The organism is Rhodoferax sp. GT1R46, assembly GCF_056521285.1.
The window spans coordinates 396657-413472 of sequence record NZ_JBWMBC010000002.1; the positions used below are offsets into that span (position 1 = coordinate 396657).

General features: G+C 60.3%; 14 protein-coding genes and 1 riboswitch. Of the genes, 2 read left to right on the top strand and 12 right to left on the bottom strand.

Going from position 1 to position 16816, the window contains the following annotated elements; genetic code table 11:
* Nucleotides 1-106: 106 nt before the first annotated feature.
* From AC097W_RS07315 to AC097W_RS07360, 10 genes are all read right to left on the bottom strand, one after another.
* A complete protein-coding gene (locus AC097W_RS07315; RefSeq protein WP_479601825.1) occupies nt 107-505 on the bottom strand; it encodes a hypothetical protein in 399 nt (132 codons plus the stop codon).
* Nucleotides 502-1308, bottom strand: a complete 807-nt coding sequence (locus tag AC097W_RS07320; protein ID WP_479601826.1) for a prepilin-type N-terminal cleavage/methylation domain-containing protein — start codon at nt 1306-1308, stop codon at nt 502-504. Before AC097W_RS07320 ends, AC097W_RS07315 begins: the two co-directional genes overlap by 4 nt.
* Nucleotides 1309-1310: 2 nt before the next feature.
* Nucleotides 1311-1763: a type IV pilus modification PilV family protein gene (locus tag AC097W_RS07325; RefSeq protein ID WP_479601827.1), complete on the bottom strand. Its 453-nt coding sequence runs from the start codon at nt 1761-1763 to the stop codon at nt 1311-1313.
* On the bottom strand, nt 1756-2268 hold the full coding sequence (locus AC097W_RS07330; RefSeq protein WP_479601828.1) for a prepilin-type N-terminal cleavage/methylation domain-containing protein: 513 nt from the start codon (nt 2266-2268) through the stop codon (nt 1756-1758). The genes AC097W_RS07325 and AC097W_RS07330 overlap by 8 nt, the downstream gene beginning before the upstream one ends.
* 70 nt (nt 2269-2338) lie before the next feature.
* Entirely contained in the window at nt 2339-2755 is a 417-nt protein-coding gene (locus AC097W_RS07335) for a type II secretion system protein (RefSeq protein ID WP_479601829.1), read from the bottom strand.
* Between the two features lie 178 nt (nt 2756-2933).
* Nucleotides 2934-4169 (bottom strand): type II secretion system F family protein, encoded by a 1236-nt coding sequence (locus tag AC097W_RS07340; protein WP_479601830.1) that lies wholly within the window; start codon nt 4167-4169, stop codon nt 2934-2936.
* A 6-nt stretch (nt 4170-4175) separates the two neighbouring features.
* Nucleotides 4176-5939 carry a GspE/PulE family protein gene (locus tag AC097W_RS07345; RefSeq protein WP_479601831.1) on the bottom strand — a complete coding sequence of 588 codons (1764 nt, stop codon included), beginning with the start codon at nt 5937-5939 and terminating at the stop codon, nt 4176-4178.
* Nucleotides 5940-6022: 83 nt separating this feature from the next.
* Nucleotides 6023-6511: a pilin gene (locus tag AC097W_RS07350; RefSeq protein WP_479601832.1), complete on the bottom strand. Its 489-nt coding sequence runs from the start codon at nt 6509-6511 to the stop codon at nt 6023-6025.
* A 144-nt stretch (nt 6512-6655) separates the two neighbouring features.
* On the bottom strand, nt 6656-9415 hold the full coding sequence (metH, locus tag AC097W_RS07355; RefSeq protein ID WP_479601833.1) for a methionine synthase: 2760 nt from the start codon (nt 9413-9415) through the stop codon (nt 6656-6658).
* Nucleotides 9415-10515, bottom strand: coding sequence for a homocysteine S-methyltransferase family protein (locus tag AC097W_RS07360; protein WP_479601834.1), 1101 nt, complete (start codon nt 10513-10515; stop codon nt 9415-9417). The genes metH and AC097W_RS07360 overlap by 1 nt, the downstream gene beginning before the upstream one ends.
* 24 nt (nt 10516-10539) lie before the next feature.
* A riboswitch (S-adenosyl-L-homocysteine riboswitch) is annotated at nt 10540-10630 on the bottom strand.
* 171 nt (nt 10631-10801) lie between these two features.
* On the opposite strand from AC097W_RS07360, the gene recQ reads away from it, so the two are divergent.
* Nucleotides 10802-12676, top strand: a complete 1875-nt coding sequence (gene recQ / locus AC097W_RS07365) for a DNA helicase RecQ (RefSeq protein WP_479601835.1) — start codon at nt 10802-10804, stop codon at nt 12674-12676.
* Here the strand turns inward: recQ and AC097W_RS07370 are convergent, their stop codons facing one another.
* On the bottom strand, nt 12677-12970 hold the full coding sequence (locus AC097W_RS07370; RefSeq protein ID WP_479601836.1) for a hypothetical protein: 294 nt from the start codon (nt 12968-12970) through the stop codon (nt 12677-12679).
* Between the two features lie 167 nt (nt 12971-13137).
* Nucleotides 13138-15456, bottom strand: a complete 2319-nt coding sequence (locus AC097W_RS07375) for an ATP-binding protein (protein ID WP_479601837.1) — start codon at nt 15454-15456, stop codon at nt 13138-13140.
* A 107-nt stretch (nt 15457-15563) separates the two neighbouring features.
* Here AC097W_RS07375 and AC097W_RS07380 point away from each other — a divergent pair, with 107 nt between their 5' ends.
* Nucleotides 15564-16763, top strand: coding sequence for a threonine ammonia-lyase (locus AC097W_RS07380; RefSeq protein ID WP_479601838.1), 1200 nt, complete (start codon nt 15564-15566; stop codon nt 16761-16763).
* Nucleotides 16764-16816: the final 53 nt, after the last annotated feature.

Genomic DNA, 16816 nt, shown 5'->3' on the forward strand with positions numbered 1-16816 from the left:
TAGGTCGCAGCGTGCAGGCTGGGAACCCAACATGCCAGCCAAAGCCAAAAGAGCCCAGCCAGCCAACGCAGAAATCGTCCGTGACAAAGAGCCGACTGTTTCACTTCTATTTCTCCAAGGATGCTGACACGCTACGCTCGACAAATCCAATGCCCCCCACACCCCCTGCAGAAGCCGCTACGGCCGTCAGTTGGAAAATCTTGGGTGATGCAGCCTCTTCCGCATAAGTCTGCATGGTGCAGGTGATCGCCACTGAGAAGCCATCAATTGTCAAAGTGGTTGGCGAAGCCGGGCAGGCCGACGCAGCTACGGCACTGGAACCCCCCCACTCCAGCCCGGCCCGCGCGGCCCAGTAGGCGCGTGAACCCTGCACATCCTGCGCTGAAGTCAGCTGCTGCGTGTTGGAGAACGTAACCATGAACGCCCCCAGGGCGGCCAGCACCACCACCAGAAAGACGGCGACGATGGCAGCAAAGCCTTGTTGGCGGGCGCGCGGTGTCTTCATGGCGTGTTATTCACATGCACTTCATGCTGCAGCGTGACCGTTTCGCTGCTCTCCGTCATTTGTAGCACCATGCGCACCAGAGCGTTGCGCTGCAGGTCGGAGCCGGTGTAGTCAAAATTGCAGCTTGCGTTGCGCGCCAGAACGGACCCGGTTGCGAGACAGCTCGTTATGGGGAAGCTCGTAGATGCTGTGCGGTGCAGATCGCCGCCGCTGCACACATAGGCCACAGCGATCTCATTAGCCGGCAGCACATGAAAACGGTTGCTGCCTGAGGCCAGCGGAAACTTCTTGCTGTTGATGGCAATGGTGGTCTCGGGCGGCACACCGGCCTCGGAAGGCGCTGGCGCAACGACCGCCGAGGTGTTGTCCTGACTGTAGGCATCAGACCCTGTGATACCCAGGTTGTAGACCACGATCACATCGCCAACACTGATGCGCTGGTCTGCAGGCAAGGCCGCATTGCTGCCCAGCATGTTGAAGCTGGTATCCGCCGCGCTGAAGTTCAGCCCCGCAGCGGTGTCATCCGCCCGATAACGCCCACCGGTTTTGGTGGGCATAAATTCCAGGCACTGGTTATTGGGTGTGCGAATGCTGTTGGGTAGTGCCTTGCGAATATCGCGGCCCATGCGGCGCACGGTAGTGTCGGCTACATCGGTGAGCGCGGCGCGCCGGGCACTGGCAATGTAGGCATCAATAGGCCCGCGCATGAAAACCGCCACCATGCCGCCAATTGCACCCAGAATGACGATGACCATCACCATTTCAATCAGGGTAAAGCCGCGCTGGCGGTTCATGGTTTGCATGGCTAGTAGTTGCCGCGGTAACCCGAGAGGCTGACCGTGCCGCCGGAGCTGGTCACGGAAACAGTTACTTTTTTGGAGGTAGTACCTCCCAAATCCGTATTCGTCACTACGGTCACGGCAGGCGCAATGTTGTAATTCTCTAGCCCCACCACCGTAGTGCCAAGCACATCCTTGATGCCACCACTAGTTGTGTAACCAGCATATTGGTCCACATCGTCAAACTGGGCGCGCACCGTCCCTGTATCACCGCCTGCAGGATTTGCATATTCCTTGAGCAAAATTTCTTCCAGCAAGGACTCTGCAATGGCAATGGCCTGCTTGCGCACCATCGGGTCTGCGCTGGATTTGACGACGGTGTTGGTGACCGAAAGAATACCCGCCAGCCCCGCACCCACCACCACGATGAAGATGATGACTTCGATCAGGGTGAACCCCCGGTGGCGCTGTCTATTCATGGACATAGCCCGTGGCCGTTTCCACCGTGATGGATTGCGCAGCACCCGTAACCTGGATTGTTTGTTTGCCCACGGCCGCGCCTGCGCTGGTGATGGGCTGGCCCAGTCCGTCAAAATTGAATGCTGCCGGGGTCGATGCGTACGCCACGCCTGACTTCGCCGTGACCGTGACCGGGGTATCGCCTTTCGGGCCCTTGAGGGCTCCAGCCGCGGCGCAATCAAACGTTGCTGGGGCGGACGCAATGGATACCGTGACTGCGTTGGAGCCAAAGGTCACGCACACGGTGCGCCGCTGGGCGATGGCTGTTTTCTGCGCGTAACGCAAATACGCCAGCGTTTCGTCATGGAAACCCCGTGCGTTGAAGTCGTTGCTATTGAAAATGCGCGGCGCAGCCACGACCGCCAGCACACCCATGAGAACGATCACCATGATCAGTTCGATCAGCGTGAAGCCCGACTGAAAAGCAAAACGCGAGGGTTTCATGAAGAAAGCCTCGCGTTCCATGGGGGTGATATCACAAGTTGTCAGTTACACCAGTGTATCGAACCTGTGGAACTAACAAAGCTAAATGTTACTAATTGCCTGCGCCGACCACTTCAAAAGTCACGGCCGTTGTTGGGGTATATCCCGAGAGAGTTAGCGTGCAAGTTTTGGTTAAACCGTTGGAAGCCGGGACTGCTGCCAACTCGGATGTAGCAGCCGCTGAGTATCCAGCAGGCCAAAGGCCACCGCTCAATGCTTGCTTAATGGTATCGCACGTATTAACGATCTTGCATTTGGCAGGAGCGCTTGCAGCCGTAGCAATCGAACAGCCAGCGTAATTGATAGCTGATGCAGAGGCAGCAGCACCTGCAACACCCTGCATGGAAGCAAGCTGCGCATCCCCCTTCAAGTCAACAAACTTAGGGATCGCTACCGCGGCCAGCACGCCGAGGATCACGATGACCATGACCAACTCAATCAGAGTAAAACCACGTTGTACTTGTTTCATTTCATCTACCTTTAAATTTCGGGGTTCACCGCGACTGGCGGTTTCACCAGGCTCCAACGGCACATTATTCACAATACTGTGCGCAAATTTTAGTCTTATGACATCGCGCTGTGCGTGAACTTTACGCGCTAAACGTATGAATTAGTTCACATATTGGCTGCAAATCTGGCCTTTGGAGCTAGCCACTCTTGCCCATGGCCGCCTGTCCCATGTTCCACAAGGGCAGGAAAACACCCAACGCCAACAACAAAACCAGCACGGCGATGACGGCCAGCAAGATGGGCTCGATGGCCGCCGACAGACCCTTGATGCTGTAGTCGGTGTCGCGCTCGTACATCTCGGCAATCTCAAACAAGAGCGAATCGAGCTCCCCGGTTTCTTCTCCCACCGAGATCATTTGCAGCACCACCGGCGTAAACACGCCTGTGGCTGCCGCGCAGCGCGAAATGCTCTCGCCACGTTCAATGCCGTCGCGCATTTGCTCGATGCGGCTGCCGATATAAGTGTTGTCCACCGTCTGCGACACCACCGTGAGCGCCTGCACCAGCGGAACGCCGCTTTGGCTGGAAAGCGCAAAGCTGCGTGCAAAGCGGGCCAGGGTGGCCTTGAGAATGATTTCGCCCACAATAGGCAGCTTGAGCTTGCGGGCATCCCACCGGTAGCGGCCCTCCGGTGTGCGCAAATAGCCCCGAATCAACACCACCGAGACAAATGCCAACGCCACCAGCAAGGGCCACCAGGCCAGCATCCAGCTGGAAAAGGCCAACAAACCGCGGGTAATCAGGGGCAGCTGGGCATTGAAGCCAGCAAACACTTTGGCAAAGACGGGAATGACGAAGATGTTGAGAATGACCACCGCAACGGCCATGGCAATCATCACAAAGATGGGGTAGCGCATGGCCTGCTTGATGCGCTCGCGCACATCGCGCTCAAACTCCATGTGCTCGGTCAGGCGCAAAAACACTTCAGTCAAACGGCCGGTCATCTCGCCCACCCGGATCATCGAAATATAGAACGCACCAAACAGCTCGGAGTGGCGCGCCAGCCCGGCCGACAGCTCACGCCCCTGATCCAGGCTGGAGCGAACGTCTTTGAGCATCTCCACCATGGCGGGCTTGGTGGCCGATGCCTGCAAACCTGCAAAGGCCCGCAAGATGGGCACACCGGCTTTGTTCAGGGTGTACATCTGGCGGGAAAAGACCATCAGATCTTCGTCCACGATGGGTTTGCGGGTAAGCCGCGCAAGCCAGCCCTCCGTTTGTGTATCCGTGGTCACTTTGGCCAACGCAATGTGCACGGGCGCCACGCCGATGGACAACAACTGGTCGGCTACGCCGCCTTCGGTCATGGCATCGAGCTGACCCTGAACCACCTCGCCGCGGTTGTTACGCCCGCGCCAGTCGTAGATTGCCATGGCGGGTTAATCCTGCGCGTCAGAGTCTTCGATGTCGAAACCGACGCGCAGCGCCTCGGCCATCGACGTGCGCCCCTGGCGCACCAGCTCCAGCGCGTGGTAGGCCATGGTGTGGCCCTTCATGCGGTCTCGCGCGGCGCGCATGAAGGCAGCAGGGTCAGAGTGCGAGGCGGCCTGCGTCAGCACCGCATCCATCTCCAGCAACTCATACACGCCCTGACGACCCGAATAACCGGTTCCATTACAGGACGAGCATCCACGCCCCCGCTTGGGGATCACCGTTTCACCGGCTTCCAGCAAAGACTGCAACCAGGACTCTTCTTGCGGTGAAGGCGCATGTGGCTCGGCACACTCCACACAATTCAGCCGCACCAGGCGCTGGGCAATAACGGCCTGCAGCGACGTGGACACCATGAAGGGTGGCACACCCATGTCCAGCAAGCGAAACGGCGTGCTCATGGCATCGCGGGTGTGCAGGGTGGACAGCACCAGGTGACCCGTGATGGCTGCACGCATACCAATCTCGGCTGTTTCAGCGTCACGCATTTCACCAATCAAAACCACATCCGGATCCTGGCGCAGCACGGAGCGCAGCACCCGCGCAAACGTCAGATCGATCTTGTCATTGACCTGCACCTGGGTGAGGCCCGGCAGGCGGTACTCAATAGGGTCTTCAACTGTAATGACTTTCAACTCGGTGGCATTGATTTCCGCCAGCGCGGCGTACAGCGTGGTGGTCTTGCCGGAGCCCGTGGGTCCCGTGACCAGCACCATGCCCGCGCTACGGCCCAAAATCTCCCGAAACCGCGCCAGCATGTCGGTCGGCATGCCAATGCTGTCGAGACGGCGCATGCCGGCGCCCTGGTTGAGCAGACGCATGACCGCAGATTCGCCATAGGCCGTGGGTAGCGTCGACAGGCGCACATCAATCGTGTGGTCTTTCAGACGCACGCTGAAGCGACCGTCCTGCGGCAGGCGCTTCTCGGAAATATCGAGTCCCGCCATGAGCTTGAGCCGCTGGGCCAGTGCGGCACCAATGCGCTTGTCGGCCTGGGTCTGGGTTTGCAGCACGCCGTCCACCCGCACACGCACCTGCAGACCCGCCTCTTGCGGCTCGATATGCACATCCGACGCGCCCACCTGCATCGCATCTTCAAACAGGGATTGCAGCAGGCGCACAACGGGCGCGCCTTCAATGCCGGCGGAGGCAGTGAGTTCGCCAAAGTCGACAGTGTCACCGAGGTCTTTTTCCAGTGCGCGGGCCAGGCCGCTGATCTCTTCGGTACGGCGGTACAACCGGTCAAACGCGAGGGCCAGCTGGCTCTCGGGCACCGCAGCGATGCCGATGTTGCGTTTGAGAATGCGGGTGAGTTCGTCAAAGGCGAATAGATCCAGTGGATCGCCCAGCGCCACCAACAACGTGTCGCCCTTGTCCTCCAGCACCAGCGCCCGAAAGCGTCTAGCCGCTGATTCGGGCAGCAGCTTGACGACTTCAGCGCGAAAGGGGAAGGTCTTGAGGTTGACAAACGGAATACGCAACTGGCGCGCCAGGCCGTTGGCCAGCAACTCTTCCGTGATGATGCCGGTCTCAATCAGCAAGCGGCCCACTTTTTTGCCGGTGGTGCGCTGCAGTTCCAGCGTTTGCTGCAGTTGCTCCTGGGAAATCAGGCGTTGCTGCACCAGCACGTCGCCCAAGCGCAGTTTCTCGGGGCGGCCTGGGGCCGGTCGCGGCGCGTCCGGCGCGGCGGGCGCTGCAGCTGCCATGTTCATGTCGGGCTCCTGTGCCTGATATCAATTGTTACGACAGGGCCACTCCCGTGGCGCAACAAGTACTTCGCTTTTGAGCGCAACGTTCAAGAACAATTTGCGGCCGTCACAGCGGCATTGCTATAGGTTGGGACAGCGCCCACCACAGCCGTAGTTGTGTAGGTAATGGCGCAAGCCGCATGTGTTGCATCCGGCGTCACCGTGAAAACGGTGGCAGACGTTGCAACGGGCACATAGTCTGGCAACGCTACACCGGCCGTTGTGGCCAGACCCGCGGCGTAGCCGATTGAGGCCAGTGCAGTGGTGGGGTAACCGTTTGCCATCACAACAGTGTTCCCGTCCATAGTCACCGGACTACCCGCAGCCAATTGTTGCGTCAGCTGAACGGAATGGGCGAGAACTGCCGCCGCTTTAATAGAAGCAAGTGCGCCATTCATCTTCGCAATTCTGGCGTCCGCTTGCAGTGCGACAAATTTGGGCAAGGCGATAGCGGCCAGTACACCGAGGATGACGATGACCAAAACCAGTTCAATCAGGGTAAAACCTTTTTGCTTGCCAACCATCTTTGTGTTCATTTGAACTCCATTGCGTAATTATTGGGTGCCGTAAATGTCCCAGAAGCGGCATTTCTGCTCGGTGCTCACACCAGTTTCGCATTATGGGCCAGTGGCGAAGCTTCTCAAATACGCGGGCAAATATCCGCTTCTTCCGGCTTTCGTTTAGAGATTCGGCGCCAGCAAGCGCTGCAACTCCGTCTGGTTCAGGTTGCGCCGTTTCGCAAGATCCTGCACCTGGTCATCACCGATCTTGCCTACGTTGAAATAGGTGCTGTCGGGGTGCCCAATGTAGAAGCCGCTCACACTGGCGGCGGGCGTCATGGCCAGGCTTTCGGTTACGCCCATGCCGATTTCTTCGCAACGCAGCAGGGCAAACATGTCTTTCTTGACGCTGTGGTCCGGGCACGCCGGGTAGCCGGGTGCCGGGCGAATGCCCTGGTATTTTTCGGCGATCAGGTCCCCGGTCTCCAGGGCCTCCTGCGGCGCATAACCCCACAGGTCCGTGCGCACGCGGTGGTGCAGCGCCTCGGCAAAGGCTTCGGCCAGGCGGTCGGCCAGCGCCTTGAGCATGATGGACGAGTAGTCGTCATGGTCATCCAGAAAGTACTTTTCCTTCTTCTCCGCGCCAATGCCGGCCGTTACGGCAAACATGCCGGCATAGTCCTTCGCCACACCGTGCGGCGCCACAAAGTCAGCCAGGCAGCGGTTGGGCATCATGACGCCGTCAATCACCTGCTTTTGCGTTTGCTGGCGCAGGCCATACCAGGTCATGGCGCGCTCGGTGCGGGTCTCGTCGGTATAGAAAGCAATGTCGTCATCGTTCACCGCGTTGGCCGGGTACAGGGCCACCACTGCATTGGCAGTGAGCCAGCGGCCTTCAATCAGACGCTTGAGCATGCGCTGGCCGTCGGCATAGACGCGCACCGCCTCTTCTCCGACCACCTCGTCTTTCAGAATGGCCGGGAACGGGCCTGCCAGATCCCATGTCTGGAAGAACGGGCCCCAGTCGATGAACTTGGCCAATTCGCTCAAGTCAAAATTCTTGAACACCCGGCGGCCAATGAATTTGGGTACCGGTGGCGCGTAGTGGCTCCAGTCCACCACGGTCTTGTTGGCGCGGGCCTGCGCCAGCGGCCAGATGGGTGTCTGCTTTTTGTTGGCATGCTGGTGGCGCACGCGCGCGTAATCCGCATTGATCTCGCCAATGTACGCGGCCGCCTGGTCGCTCAACAGGCTTTGCGCCACGCTGACGCTGCGCGACGCGTCCGGCACATAGACCACCGGGCCTTCGTAGTGCGGGGAAATGCGCACGGCGGTGTGCACGCGCGAGGTGGTGGCACCACCAATCAGCAAGGGGATCTTCTTGATGCGGAAGTAGTCGTCCTTTTGCATCTCGCCCGCCACATACTGCATTTCTTCCAGACTGGGGGTGATCAGGCCGGAGAGGCCGATGATGTCGGCACCTTCGACCTTGGCGCGCGCCAGAATCTCGTGGCAGGGCACCATGACGCCCATATTGACGACGTCAAAGTTGTTGCACTGCAGGACCACGGTGACGATGTTCTTGCCGATGTCGTGCACATCACCCTTGACGGTGGCAATCACGATCTTTCCTTTGGTGCGCACATCGCGCCCCGCGGCTTCATCCAGTCGCTTTTCTTCTTCAATGTAGGGAATCAAATGCGCCACGGCCTGCTTCATGACCCGCGCGCTTTTCACCACCTGGGGCAAAAACATCTTGCCCTGACCAAACAGGTCACCCACGATGTTCATGCCGTCCATGAGCGGACCTTCGATCACATGCAGAGGACGGCCACCCGTGGCCAGCACCGCCTGATACGCCTCTTCGGTGTCTTCGACAATAAAGTCGGTAATGCCGTGCACCATGGCGTGGCTCAGTCGCTGACCTACGGATGCGGGCGCCTCGGCAGTACCGCGCCACTCCAGCTTTTTGCTGTCGTCTTTGGCGCCGCTCTTGGCGGTGTCGGCAATCTCGACCAAACGCTCGCCGGCGTCGGGTCGGCGGTTCAGCACCACGTCCTCGACCCGCTCGCGCAGTTCGGGCTCCAGCGCGTCGTACACCCCCACCATGCCGGCGTTGACGATGCCCATGTCCATACCGGCCTTGATGGCGTGGTACAAAAATACCGTGTGAATGGCTTCGCGCACCGGGTCGTTGCCGCGGAATGAAAAGCTCACATTGCTGACGCCGCCAGAGACTTTAGCCCCCGGCAGATTGGCCTTGATCCAGCGCGTGGCTTCGATAAAGTCGACCGCATAGTTGTTGTGCTCTTCAATGCCGGTGGCAATGGCAAAGATGTTGGGGTCGAAGATGATGTCTTCTGCGGGGAAGCCGACCTCGTCCACCAGAATACGATAGGCGCGCTCGCAAATTTCGGTCTTGCGCGCGTAGGTGTCGGCCTGGCCTTTTTCATCAAACGCCATCACCACGGCGGCGGCACCGTAGCGGCGCACCAGCTTGGCTTGCTGCTTGAAGGCGTCCACGCCCTCCTTCATGCTGATGGAGTTCACGATGCCTTTGCCCTGCACGCAGCGCAGCCCGGCCTCAATCACGCTCCATTTGCTCGAATCAATCATCACCGGCACGCGCGAAATATCGGGCTCGCTGGCGATCAGGTTCAGGAAACGCACCATGGCGGCCTGGCTGTCGAGCATGGCCTCGTCCATGTTGATGTCGATGATTTGCGCGCCGTTTTCCACCTGCTGGCGAGCGACGGCCAGAGCCTGCTCAAAGTCGCCATTCAGGATCATGCGGGCAAAGGCTTTGGAGCCCGTGACGTTGGTGCGCTCACCGATATTGACGAACAGGGATTGTGCGTCGACGATGACCGGCTCCAGGCCGGACAGCATCATGGGGAGAACCATAGGGTTGGACATGGGATTGACCTGTTCAGCAGCCATCAGGCGGCTTCTTTGTAGAAGAAATTGCGCTGCAGTGAGCGCGCCGCGAGCGGAGCCACTGCCTGGCCGATGGCACCAATGTGGTCGGGCGTAGTGCCGCAGCAGCCACCCACAATGTTGACCAGTCCCTCGGCGGCAAACTCGCGCACTAGGCGCGCAGTCACATCGGGTGTTTCGTCAAAGCCAGTATCGCTCATGGGGTTGGGCAGACCCGCGTTGGGATAGCAGCTAATAAAAGTGTCCGGCGCCACGCGCGCCAGTTCCTGAATGTAAGGGCGCATCAAGGCCGCACCCAGCGCGCAATTCAGTCCAACGGCCAGGGGCCGTGCGTGGCGCACGCTGTGCCAAAACGCCGTGACGGTCTGGCCACTCAGAATGCGCCCGGACGCATCGGTCACGGTGCCGCTGATGATCAGGGGCAGGCGCTCGCCCGATGCCTCGAAGTACTCGTCAATGGCAAACAGCGCGGCTTTGGCGTTGAGGGTGTCAAAAATGGTTTCCACCAGCAGCACGTCGCTGCCACCTTCGACCAGGGCCTTGGTCTGGTCGTAATAGGCGGCGCGCAACTCTTCAAAGGTGACATTGCGTGCGCCGGGGTCGTTGACGTCAGGGCTGATGCTGGCGGTTTTGGGCGTGGGGCCCAAGGCACCGGCGACCAGGCGCGGTTTGTCGGGGGTGGAGAACTTGTCGCAAGCGGCGCGGGCCAGTTTGGCGGATGCCAGGTTCATCTCGATAGCCAGATCGGCCATGTCGTAATCGGCCTGGGCTACCGTGGTGGCACCAAAGGTGTTGGTCTCGATCAGGTCGGCGCCAGCAGCCAAGTAGGCTTCATGGATGTCGGTGATGACATCGGGGCGCGTGAGGCTGAGGAGCTCGTTATTGCCTTTGATGTCGCGGTGAAAATGCGTGAAACGATCGCCCTGGCTGAGCGGCCCGGTATAGCCCGCGCCTCGGTACTGCGCTTCGCCCAGCTTGAAGCGCTGAATCATGGTGCCCATGGCGCCATCCAGAATGGCGATGCGTTGGGCCAGAATGCCCGGCAATGCCTGACCGCGGGTGTAACGGGCGGCAGAGGAAACAGCAGAAGAAACGGGATTCATGGAAGCGGCTCACCTTGTAGTTTGAACAAGTGAGCGCAGTTGACAAACCCAAGCCTGGTGGCCTTTGGAATCTGCTGAAAAACAGGTCCTGGCCGCTGCAGCGCTCCTTGGGAAGCCGCTATTTTAATGCACTCCACCAATCGGCGTTCGCCACCGCTTTCGCCAGGTCGCGCCAGGACCGGTGGCGACTTGCCCGACAATAGAGGCCTACCGTGAACGGGCGCCGGCTCGTTTAGCATCATTTTTGCCTCTAGCCCCCGTAAACACTGCGCAATCAGCTACTGTTTTGATAGCAAACGACTCTTCCATCTCCAGCCAGACCTGCCACTCCATTTTGGAAGAGGTGTTTGGCTACGCGCAATTCCGCGGCCCGCAGCAGGCCATCGTGGAACACGTTGCCAACGGCGGGGACGCGCTGGTTCTGATGCCTACGGGGGGCGGCAAGTCGCTGTGCTACCAGATTCCCGCCATTGCCCGGGAGCGCGAGGGGCTGGGCCTGACCATCGTCATCTCGCCGCTGATTGCGCTGATGCACGACCAAGTGGGCGCCCTGCACGAGGCGGGGGTGAGTGCGGCCTTCCTCAACTCCACCCTGAGCAGCGAAGAGGCCTACCAGGTCGAGCAGCGCATGCTGCGCGGCGAGATCACGCTCTTGTACGCCGCGCCTGAGCGCATTACGACGCCCCGGTTTCTGGCCCTGCTCGACTCACTGTATGACCGCCACAAGCTGAGTCTGTTTGCCATTGATGAGGCCCACTGCGTGAGCCAGTGGGGCCACGACTTCCGGCCGGAATACCGCGCGCTGACCGTGCTGCACGAGCGGTATGCCGGCGTGCCACGCATGGCATTGACGGCCACGGCCGACGACCTGACGCGCGAAGACATTCTGGAGCGCCTCCAGTTGCAGGATGCGCGGGCCTTCGTCAGCAGCTTCGATCGTCCCAACATCCGTTACAGCATTGTCGAAAAGACCGATGGCACCCAGCAGTTGCTACGCTTTATTGCCCGCGAACACGAAGGCGATGCGGGCATTGTGTATTGCCAGTCGCGCAAGAAAGTGGAGTCCATCGCCCAGACGCTGGTGGACGCCGGTATCAACGCCCTGCCCTACCACGCTGGGCTGGACAGCAAGCTGCGCCAGAACCACCAGGACCGCTTTTTGCGCGAAGAAGGTGTCGTCATGGTGGCGACCATCGCCTTTGGCATGGGCATCGACAAGCCCGACGTGCGCTTTGTGGCCCACCTGGACATGCCCAAAAACATTGAAGGCTATTACCAGGAAACCGGGCGCGCCGGGCGCGACGGCCTGCCTGCGAATGCGTGGATGGGGTATGGGCTGCAGGACGTGGTGAACCAGCTCCGCATGATTGACGAAAGCCCGGCGGGGGAAGAATTCAAACAGGCCCTGCGCGGCAAGCTCGACGCGCTGCTGGGTCTGGCCGAAGCCACAGACTGCCGCCGCGTGCGCTTGCTGGCCTATTTCGGCGAAGCCAGCCAGTCCTGCGGCAACTGTGACAACTGTTTGAATCCCCCAGCGGTGTGGGACGGCACCGATGCCGCGCGCAAGCTGCTCAGCACCATTTACCGCATTCAGCAGTCCAGCGGTATGTCGTTTGGAGCCGGGCATGTCATGGACATCCTGCGCGGCAAGACTACCGAAAAAGTCACCCAGCATGGGCACCAGGCCCTGAGCACCTTCGGCATTGGCGCCAGTTTTACCGAACTGCAGCTGCGCGGCGTGTTGCGCCAGCTCATTGCCATTGAAGCCGTTGCCGTGGATGCACAGGCCTACAACACCCTGCAGCTCACGGAGCAATCGCGGGCGGTTCTCAAGGGTGAGGTGGTGGTGCAGTTGCGTGAGTCAGTGTCGGCGCCTGCGGATCGCAAGCGGCGGTCCGGGGCCGGATCTGCGGTGGTCAAAGCCCCTATCGCGCTGGATGGAGCGGGTCTGGAGCGCTACTCCGCTTTGAAAGCCTGGCGCGCCGACGTAGCGCGAGAGCACAATTTACCGGCGTACGTGATTTTTCATGACGCCACGCTGGCTGCAATTGCCAAGCGAGCCCCGCAAACTCTGGATGACCTGCAGGGCATCAGCGGAATTGGCGCCAAAAAACTGGAAGCCTACGCGCAGGAAGTGTTGCGCGTGGTATCTATCGACTGATTAGTGGCGCTGGAAGCAGCTCTCGTAGGACATGGCTGCACCACTCATGGTGTTCTGCAAGCGCGCAAGGGCGCGGCTGTGGCGATCGCCACCGGTTTTGTCGGCCACATGCTTGCGGTGGTACTGGACCAGCGCATGCAGTTTGGTGCGACAAGCATCCAGAACACCTGCAAAATTGAGCGCAATGTAGGCCGAGTGGTCTGCATTGGTATGGCGGAACTCGTCGGCCCAATAATCAAACAATTGGCCTTTGTAGGTACCTTTTTCAGGGACTTTTATCGTTTCTTTGTGCATATCAACTGGTCAAAATGAAAGAAATAGATACTTTCAAAGCCGTTCAGTCTCTTTTCCAACGAGCTGGCGCTTTCGGGCATCTGCTGCGCTATATGACGGCCGGCGCATCCCGGCGGTTGACAAAGGTCATAAATAAAACGAAGTGACTTAACCGTCGATTGACTGGTTCACTGCAAAAACCCCATGCCGCGGGCTTCCCTTACCTCCGGTTTGATACGGTGCTCCGCCTCCAGCTGGTCCAGATATTCGTCCGCCTCCAAGGTGGCATCCAGTATGAGTGCCTGCCGTTTGACGGCGGCAAAGTCACCCAGACAGAGCTGATCCAGGGCGGCCAACCGGGTTTTCAGGTCTGAATGCAGGCCGGACATATCGCCAGCGCAGGCCTCGGTGACAAACAAGGCTTCCCGCTGCGTCCGGGTCAGCGGCTTGAACTGAATCTTGAAGGTGAACCGGCGCAAGGCCGCCTGGTCAATGCGGTCCATCAGGTTGGTGGTGCAGATGAAAATACCGTGAAAACGCTCCATGCCCTGCAGCATTTCGTTCACCTCGGTCACTTCGTAACTACGCTGGGCACTCCGGCGGTCCTGCAAAAAGCTGTCGGCCTCGTCCAGCAGCAACACTGCGTTCTCGGTCTCGGCCTCCCGGAACATGGCGGCCATGTTCTGCTCGGTCTCACCGATGTACTTGCTCATCAGATCGCTGGCCTGGCGCACGATGAGGGGCTGGCTCAGGGTAGTGGCGATGTGTTCGGCCAAAGCGGTTTTTCCGGTGCCCGGAGGGCCGTAAAAACACAGGGTTCCATGGCCGCGCGACTGCAGCGCCTGCACGATGCGGGGGATCTCAAAGCGGCTGGCTACATTCAACAGCGCCGGATCGTAGCGGGTGACGGCCTGCTGGCGTGCACCGTCCAATGCCCGGTTACCCAAGGCCAGGTCGGCATTTTTGAGCTGTCGCTCGATCAGGCCTTCCAGTCCCTCGTTCTCGGGCTTGAGAGAGGCCAGCCCCGCAAAACGCACCGCGGTGCGGATTTGCGCCGGTGTCAGCCCCTTGCGCCGGGTCAGCCGCGCCACGAACGCGTCTGACACCGGCACCCCCGCCAATGTCTTGCGCACCAGTTCTTCGCGCGCGCCGGGCGGCGGCGATTTCAGCTCCAGGTGGTAGGCAAAGCGGCGGCGAAAGGCCGGGTCAATCTGCTCAATGCGGTTAGTCACCCAGATGGTGGGCACCACGTTGGACTCCAGCACCTGGTTGACCCATGCCTTGCCGCTGACACTGCTGTTGGGCGGCGCAGCGGCGGCGTCCGCACGGGCCATCCAGTGTGCCGCTTCGCTGGACAGCGGGGGAAATACATCCTCCACCTCGTCAAACAAGAGCGCCGCCTGGGCGCTGCCCTTGAGGAACACCTGAGCGATTTGCAGCGACCGGTACCGGTCCCGACCGCTCAGGGAGTTGCCATCGCGGTCGGCGTACTCCACTTCAAACAGCTCCAGGCCCGCGGTTTGCGCCACCACCTTGGCCAGTTCGGTCTTGCCGGTTCCCGGCGGGCCGTACAGCAACACATTGATTCCCACTTCCTTGCGCGCCACGGCATGGGCCATCAGGGTGCACAGCACCTGCGCGTCTTCGGCGACAAAGGCGAAGTCGTCGAGCGCGAGGGTGCTCTTCGTCGACAGCCGGGTGAACACCGCCATCAACTCGGCTTGGTCGCGGTACTGGCGCATCAATACGGGGGGAAGCTTCTCGCTGACTTTCATCAGGTCAGCCAGGTCGGTAATATTGTGCTCGGATATCAGGTTTTCGACCAAGCCGATGCGCTCCAGCCGGGAGCCGGCGCGCAACGCCTCGGCTACCTGCTCGGGGTTGACGCCCGCCACCTCGGCAATGGCGGCGTAGGCTTCGGGAGCGTTGTTGACCTTGAACTCAACCAGAATGCTGCGCATGTCGCGCTGGTAGCGGGCCAGCGTGCCGTACAGCAACAGCGCGCGCTCGGCCTTGTTGAGCTGCAGCAGGCCCGCCAGCGCGTTGATGTTTTTCTCGACCAGCGTGGACTGCCGCTTCAAGGAGTGGCTCAGCCAGTCACCGGTTGCGGACAGGACCGAGATCAGGTCCTTGGGCTGGTCTTTGGCGTATTCATCCAGAAAAAAATACAGCGTGGCTTCGTCATACGGGCCACGCCACACTCCGTAACGCGCCAAAAAATCCGTAGCACCCAGTGCATCGTGACCGCGCCAGAGTTCATTGCCAGCGCAGCGGCGCGCCAAAAACTCCCGCAAGCGGGCCAAAACCGATACCGGCCACACGAGGTGCCGCCCAGCCAAACCCACAATGCCATTGAAATCACGGCGCACGTTCAGGCTGGCGCCCTGGCGCGCAGCCAGGGTGAGCACGAAGTGTGAACACATCAAGTCCAGCACCGGCGCTTCGAGCAGACCGGGCGAAGGGATCAAGTGCCCCTCAAGGGGCTGCAACAACGAACGCTTGGCCATCCAACGCCTCCAGCACAGTTGTGTGACGCATTCACCATACCGCAGACTGGCGGAAGATGGAAGCATTGGGGGGAAAGATTTACCCCAAACCGGATGACAATGGCGCCATGGTTGAATACAACGACATCGTCCTGGCCGCACAACGGCTGCACGGGCACCTGCTGCAAACACCCTTTGTGGCATCCAAGACGCTCTCCGACATCACGGGGGCACACGTCTTTCTGAAGTTTGAAAATCTGCAGTTCACCGCCTCGTTCAAGGAGCGTGGTGCCTGCAACAAACTGGCCCAGTTGACCCCCGAGCAATCGGCGCGCGGCGTGATTGCCATGAGTGCTGGCAACCATGCGCAAGGAGTGGCATATCACGCCCAGCGCCTGGGGCTGCATGCGGTCATCGTCATGCCGCGCTTCACACCCGGCGTGAAAGTGGAGCGGACGCGGGGCTTTGGTGCCGAGATCATTCTGCATGGCGACACGCTGGACGAAGCCCGCAGCCATGCCCTGGCCGTAGCGGAGCAACGACAGCTCACGTTTGTTCATCCCTATGACGATGCTGCCATTGTGGCTGGCCAAGGTACGGTCGCCCTGGAAATGCTGCAGGAAGTGCCTGATCTGGACACGCTGATCGTGGCAGTGGGCGGCGGGGGCCTGATTGCCGGCATGGCCACCGTGGCCAAGGCACTCAAGCCTACCATTGAGGTGGTGGGTGTGCAGACCGTGCGCTTTCCGGCGATGTTCAACGCAGTCAAAGGCACCCACCTTGCGCAAGGTGCCAGCACCATCGCCGAAGGCATTGCCGTGGGCACCCCCGGGCATATTCCGCTGGACATCATCCGCCGCAGGGTGGACGACATGGTGCTGGTGGACGAAGGTGACATCGAGCAGGCTCTGGTGATGCTGCTCGAAGTGGAGAAAACGTTGGTGGAAGGCGCGGGCGCTGTTGGCCTGGCAGCTTTGCTGAAATACCCGGAGCGCTTTCGAGGCAAGCGCATCGGCCTGGTGCTGTGCGGCGGCAATATCGACCCTCTGCTGCTGGCAGCCATCATCGGACGCGGCATGGTGCGGGCGGGGCGTCTGGCGCGCATTCGCGTGGGTGCCCGCGATATTCCCGGTTCGCTGGCGCAGATTACCGCCACCGTGGCAGAAGCGGGAGCCAACATCGATGAAGTGCACCACCAGCGCGCGTTCTCGGCGCTCTCCGCCCAGAATGTGGAGATTGAACTGGTCATTCAGACCCGCGGGCATGCCCATGTGGAGGATGTTCTGGGCGTCTTGCGCAAGGCCGGGTTTGACGCACAACTGGTTTAGGCGGGCTTGTAGGTAAAATCAGTCTCAATAATCCAAGTCATTACCAGAAAGCT

Excerpts from the sequence above, each read along its gene's own strand:
- AC097W_RS07330 (WP_479601828.1), bottom strand. The coding sequence starts at position 2,268 with ATGGAACGCGAGGCTTTCTTCATGAAACCCTCGCGTTTTGCTTTTCAG.
- AC097W_RS07345 (WP_479601831.1), bottom strand. The coding sequence starts at position 5,939 with ATGAACATGGCAGCTGCAGCGCCCGCCGCGCCGGACGCGCCGCGACCG.
- AC097W_RS07375 (WP_479601837.1), bottom strand. The coding sequence starts at position 15,456 with ATGGCCAAGCGTTCGTTGTTGCAGCCCCTTGAGGGGCACTTGATCCCT.
- AC097W_RS07370 (WP_479601836.1), bottom strand. The coding sequence starts at position 12,970 with ATGCACAAAGAAACGATAAAAGTCCCTGAAAAAGGTACCTACAAAGGC.
- metH (WP_479601833.1), bottom strand. The coding sequence starts at position 9,415 with ATGGCTGCTGAACAGGTCAATCCCATGTCCAACCCTATGGTTCTCCCC.
- AC097W_RS07315 (WP_479601825.1), bottom strand. The coding sequence starts at position 505 with ATGAAGACACCGCGCGCCCGCCAACAAGGCTTTGCTGCCATCGTCGCC.
- AC097W_RS07350 (WP_479601832.1), bottom strand. The coding sequence starts at position 6,511 with ATGAACACAAAGATGGTTGGCAAGCAAAAAGGTTTTACCCTGATTGAA.
- AC097W_RS07335 (WP_479601829.1), bottom strand. The coding sequence starts at position 2,755 with ATGAAACAAGTACAACGTGGTTTTACTCTGATTGAGTTGGTCATGGTC.
- AC097W_RS07325 (WP_479601827.1), bottom strand. The coding sequence starts at position 1,763 with ATGAATAGACAGCGCCACCGGGGGTTCACCCTGATCGAAGTCATCATC.
- AC097W_RS07320 (WP_479601826.1), bottom strand. The coding sequence starts at position 1,308 with ATGCAAACCATGAACCGCCAGCGCGGCTTTACCCTGATTGAAATGGTG.
- AC097W_RS07340 (WP_479601830.1), bottom strand. The coding sequence starts at position 4,169 with ATGGCAATCTACGACTGGCGCGGGCGTAACAACCGCGGCGAGGTGGTT.
- AC097W_RS07360 (WP_479601834.1), bottom strand. The coding sequence starts at position 10,515 with ATGAATCCCGTTTCTTCTGCTGTTTCCTCTGCCGCCCGTTACACCCGC.
- AC097W_RS07380 (WP_479601838.1), top strand. The coding sequence starts at position 15,564 with ATGGTTGAATACAACGACATCGTCCTGGCCGCACAACGGCTGCACGGG.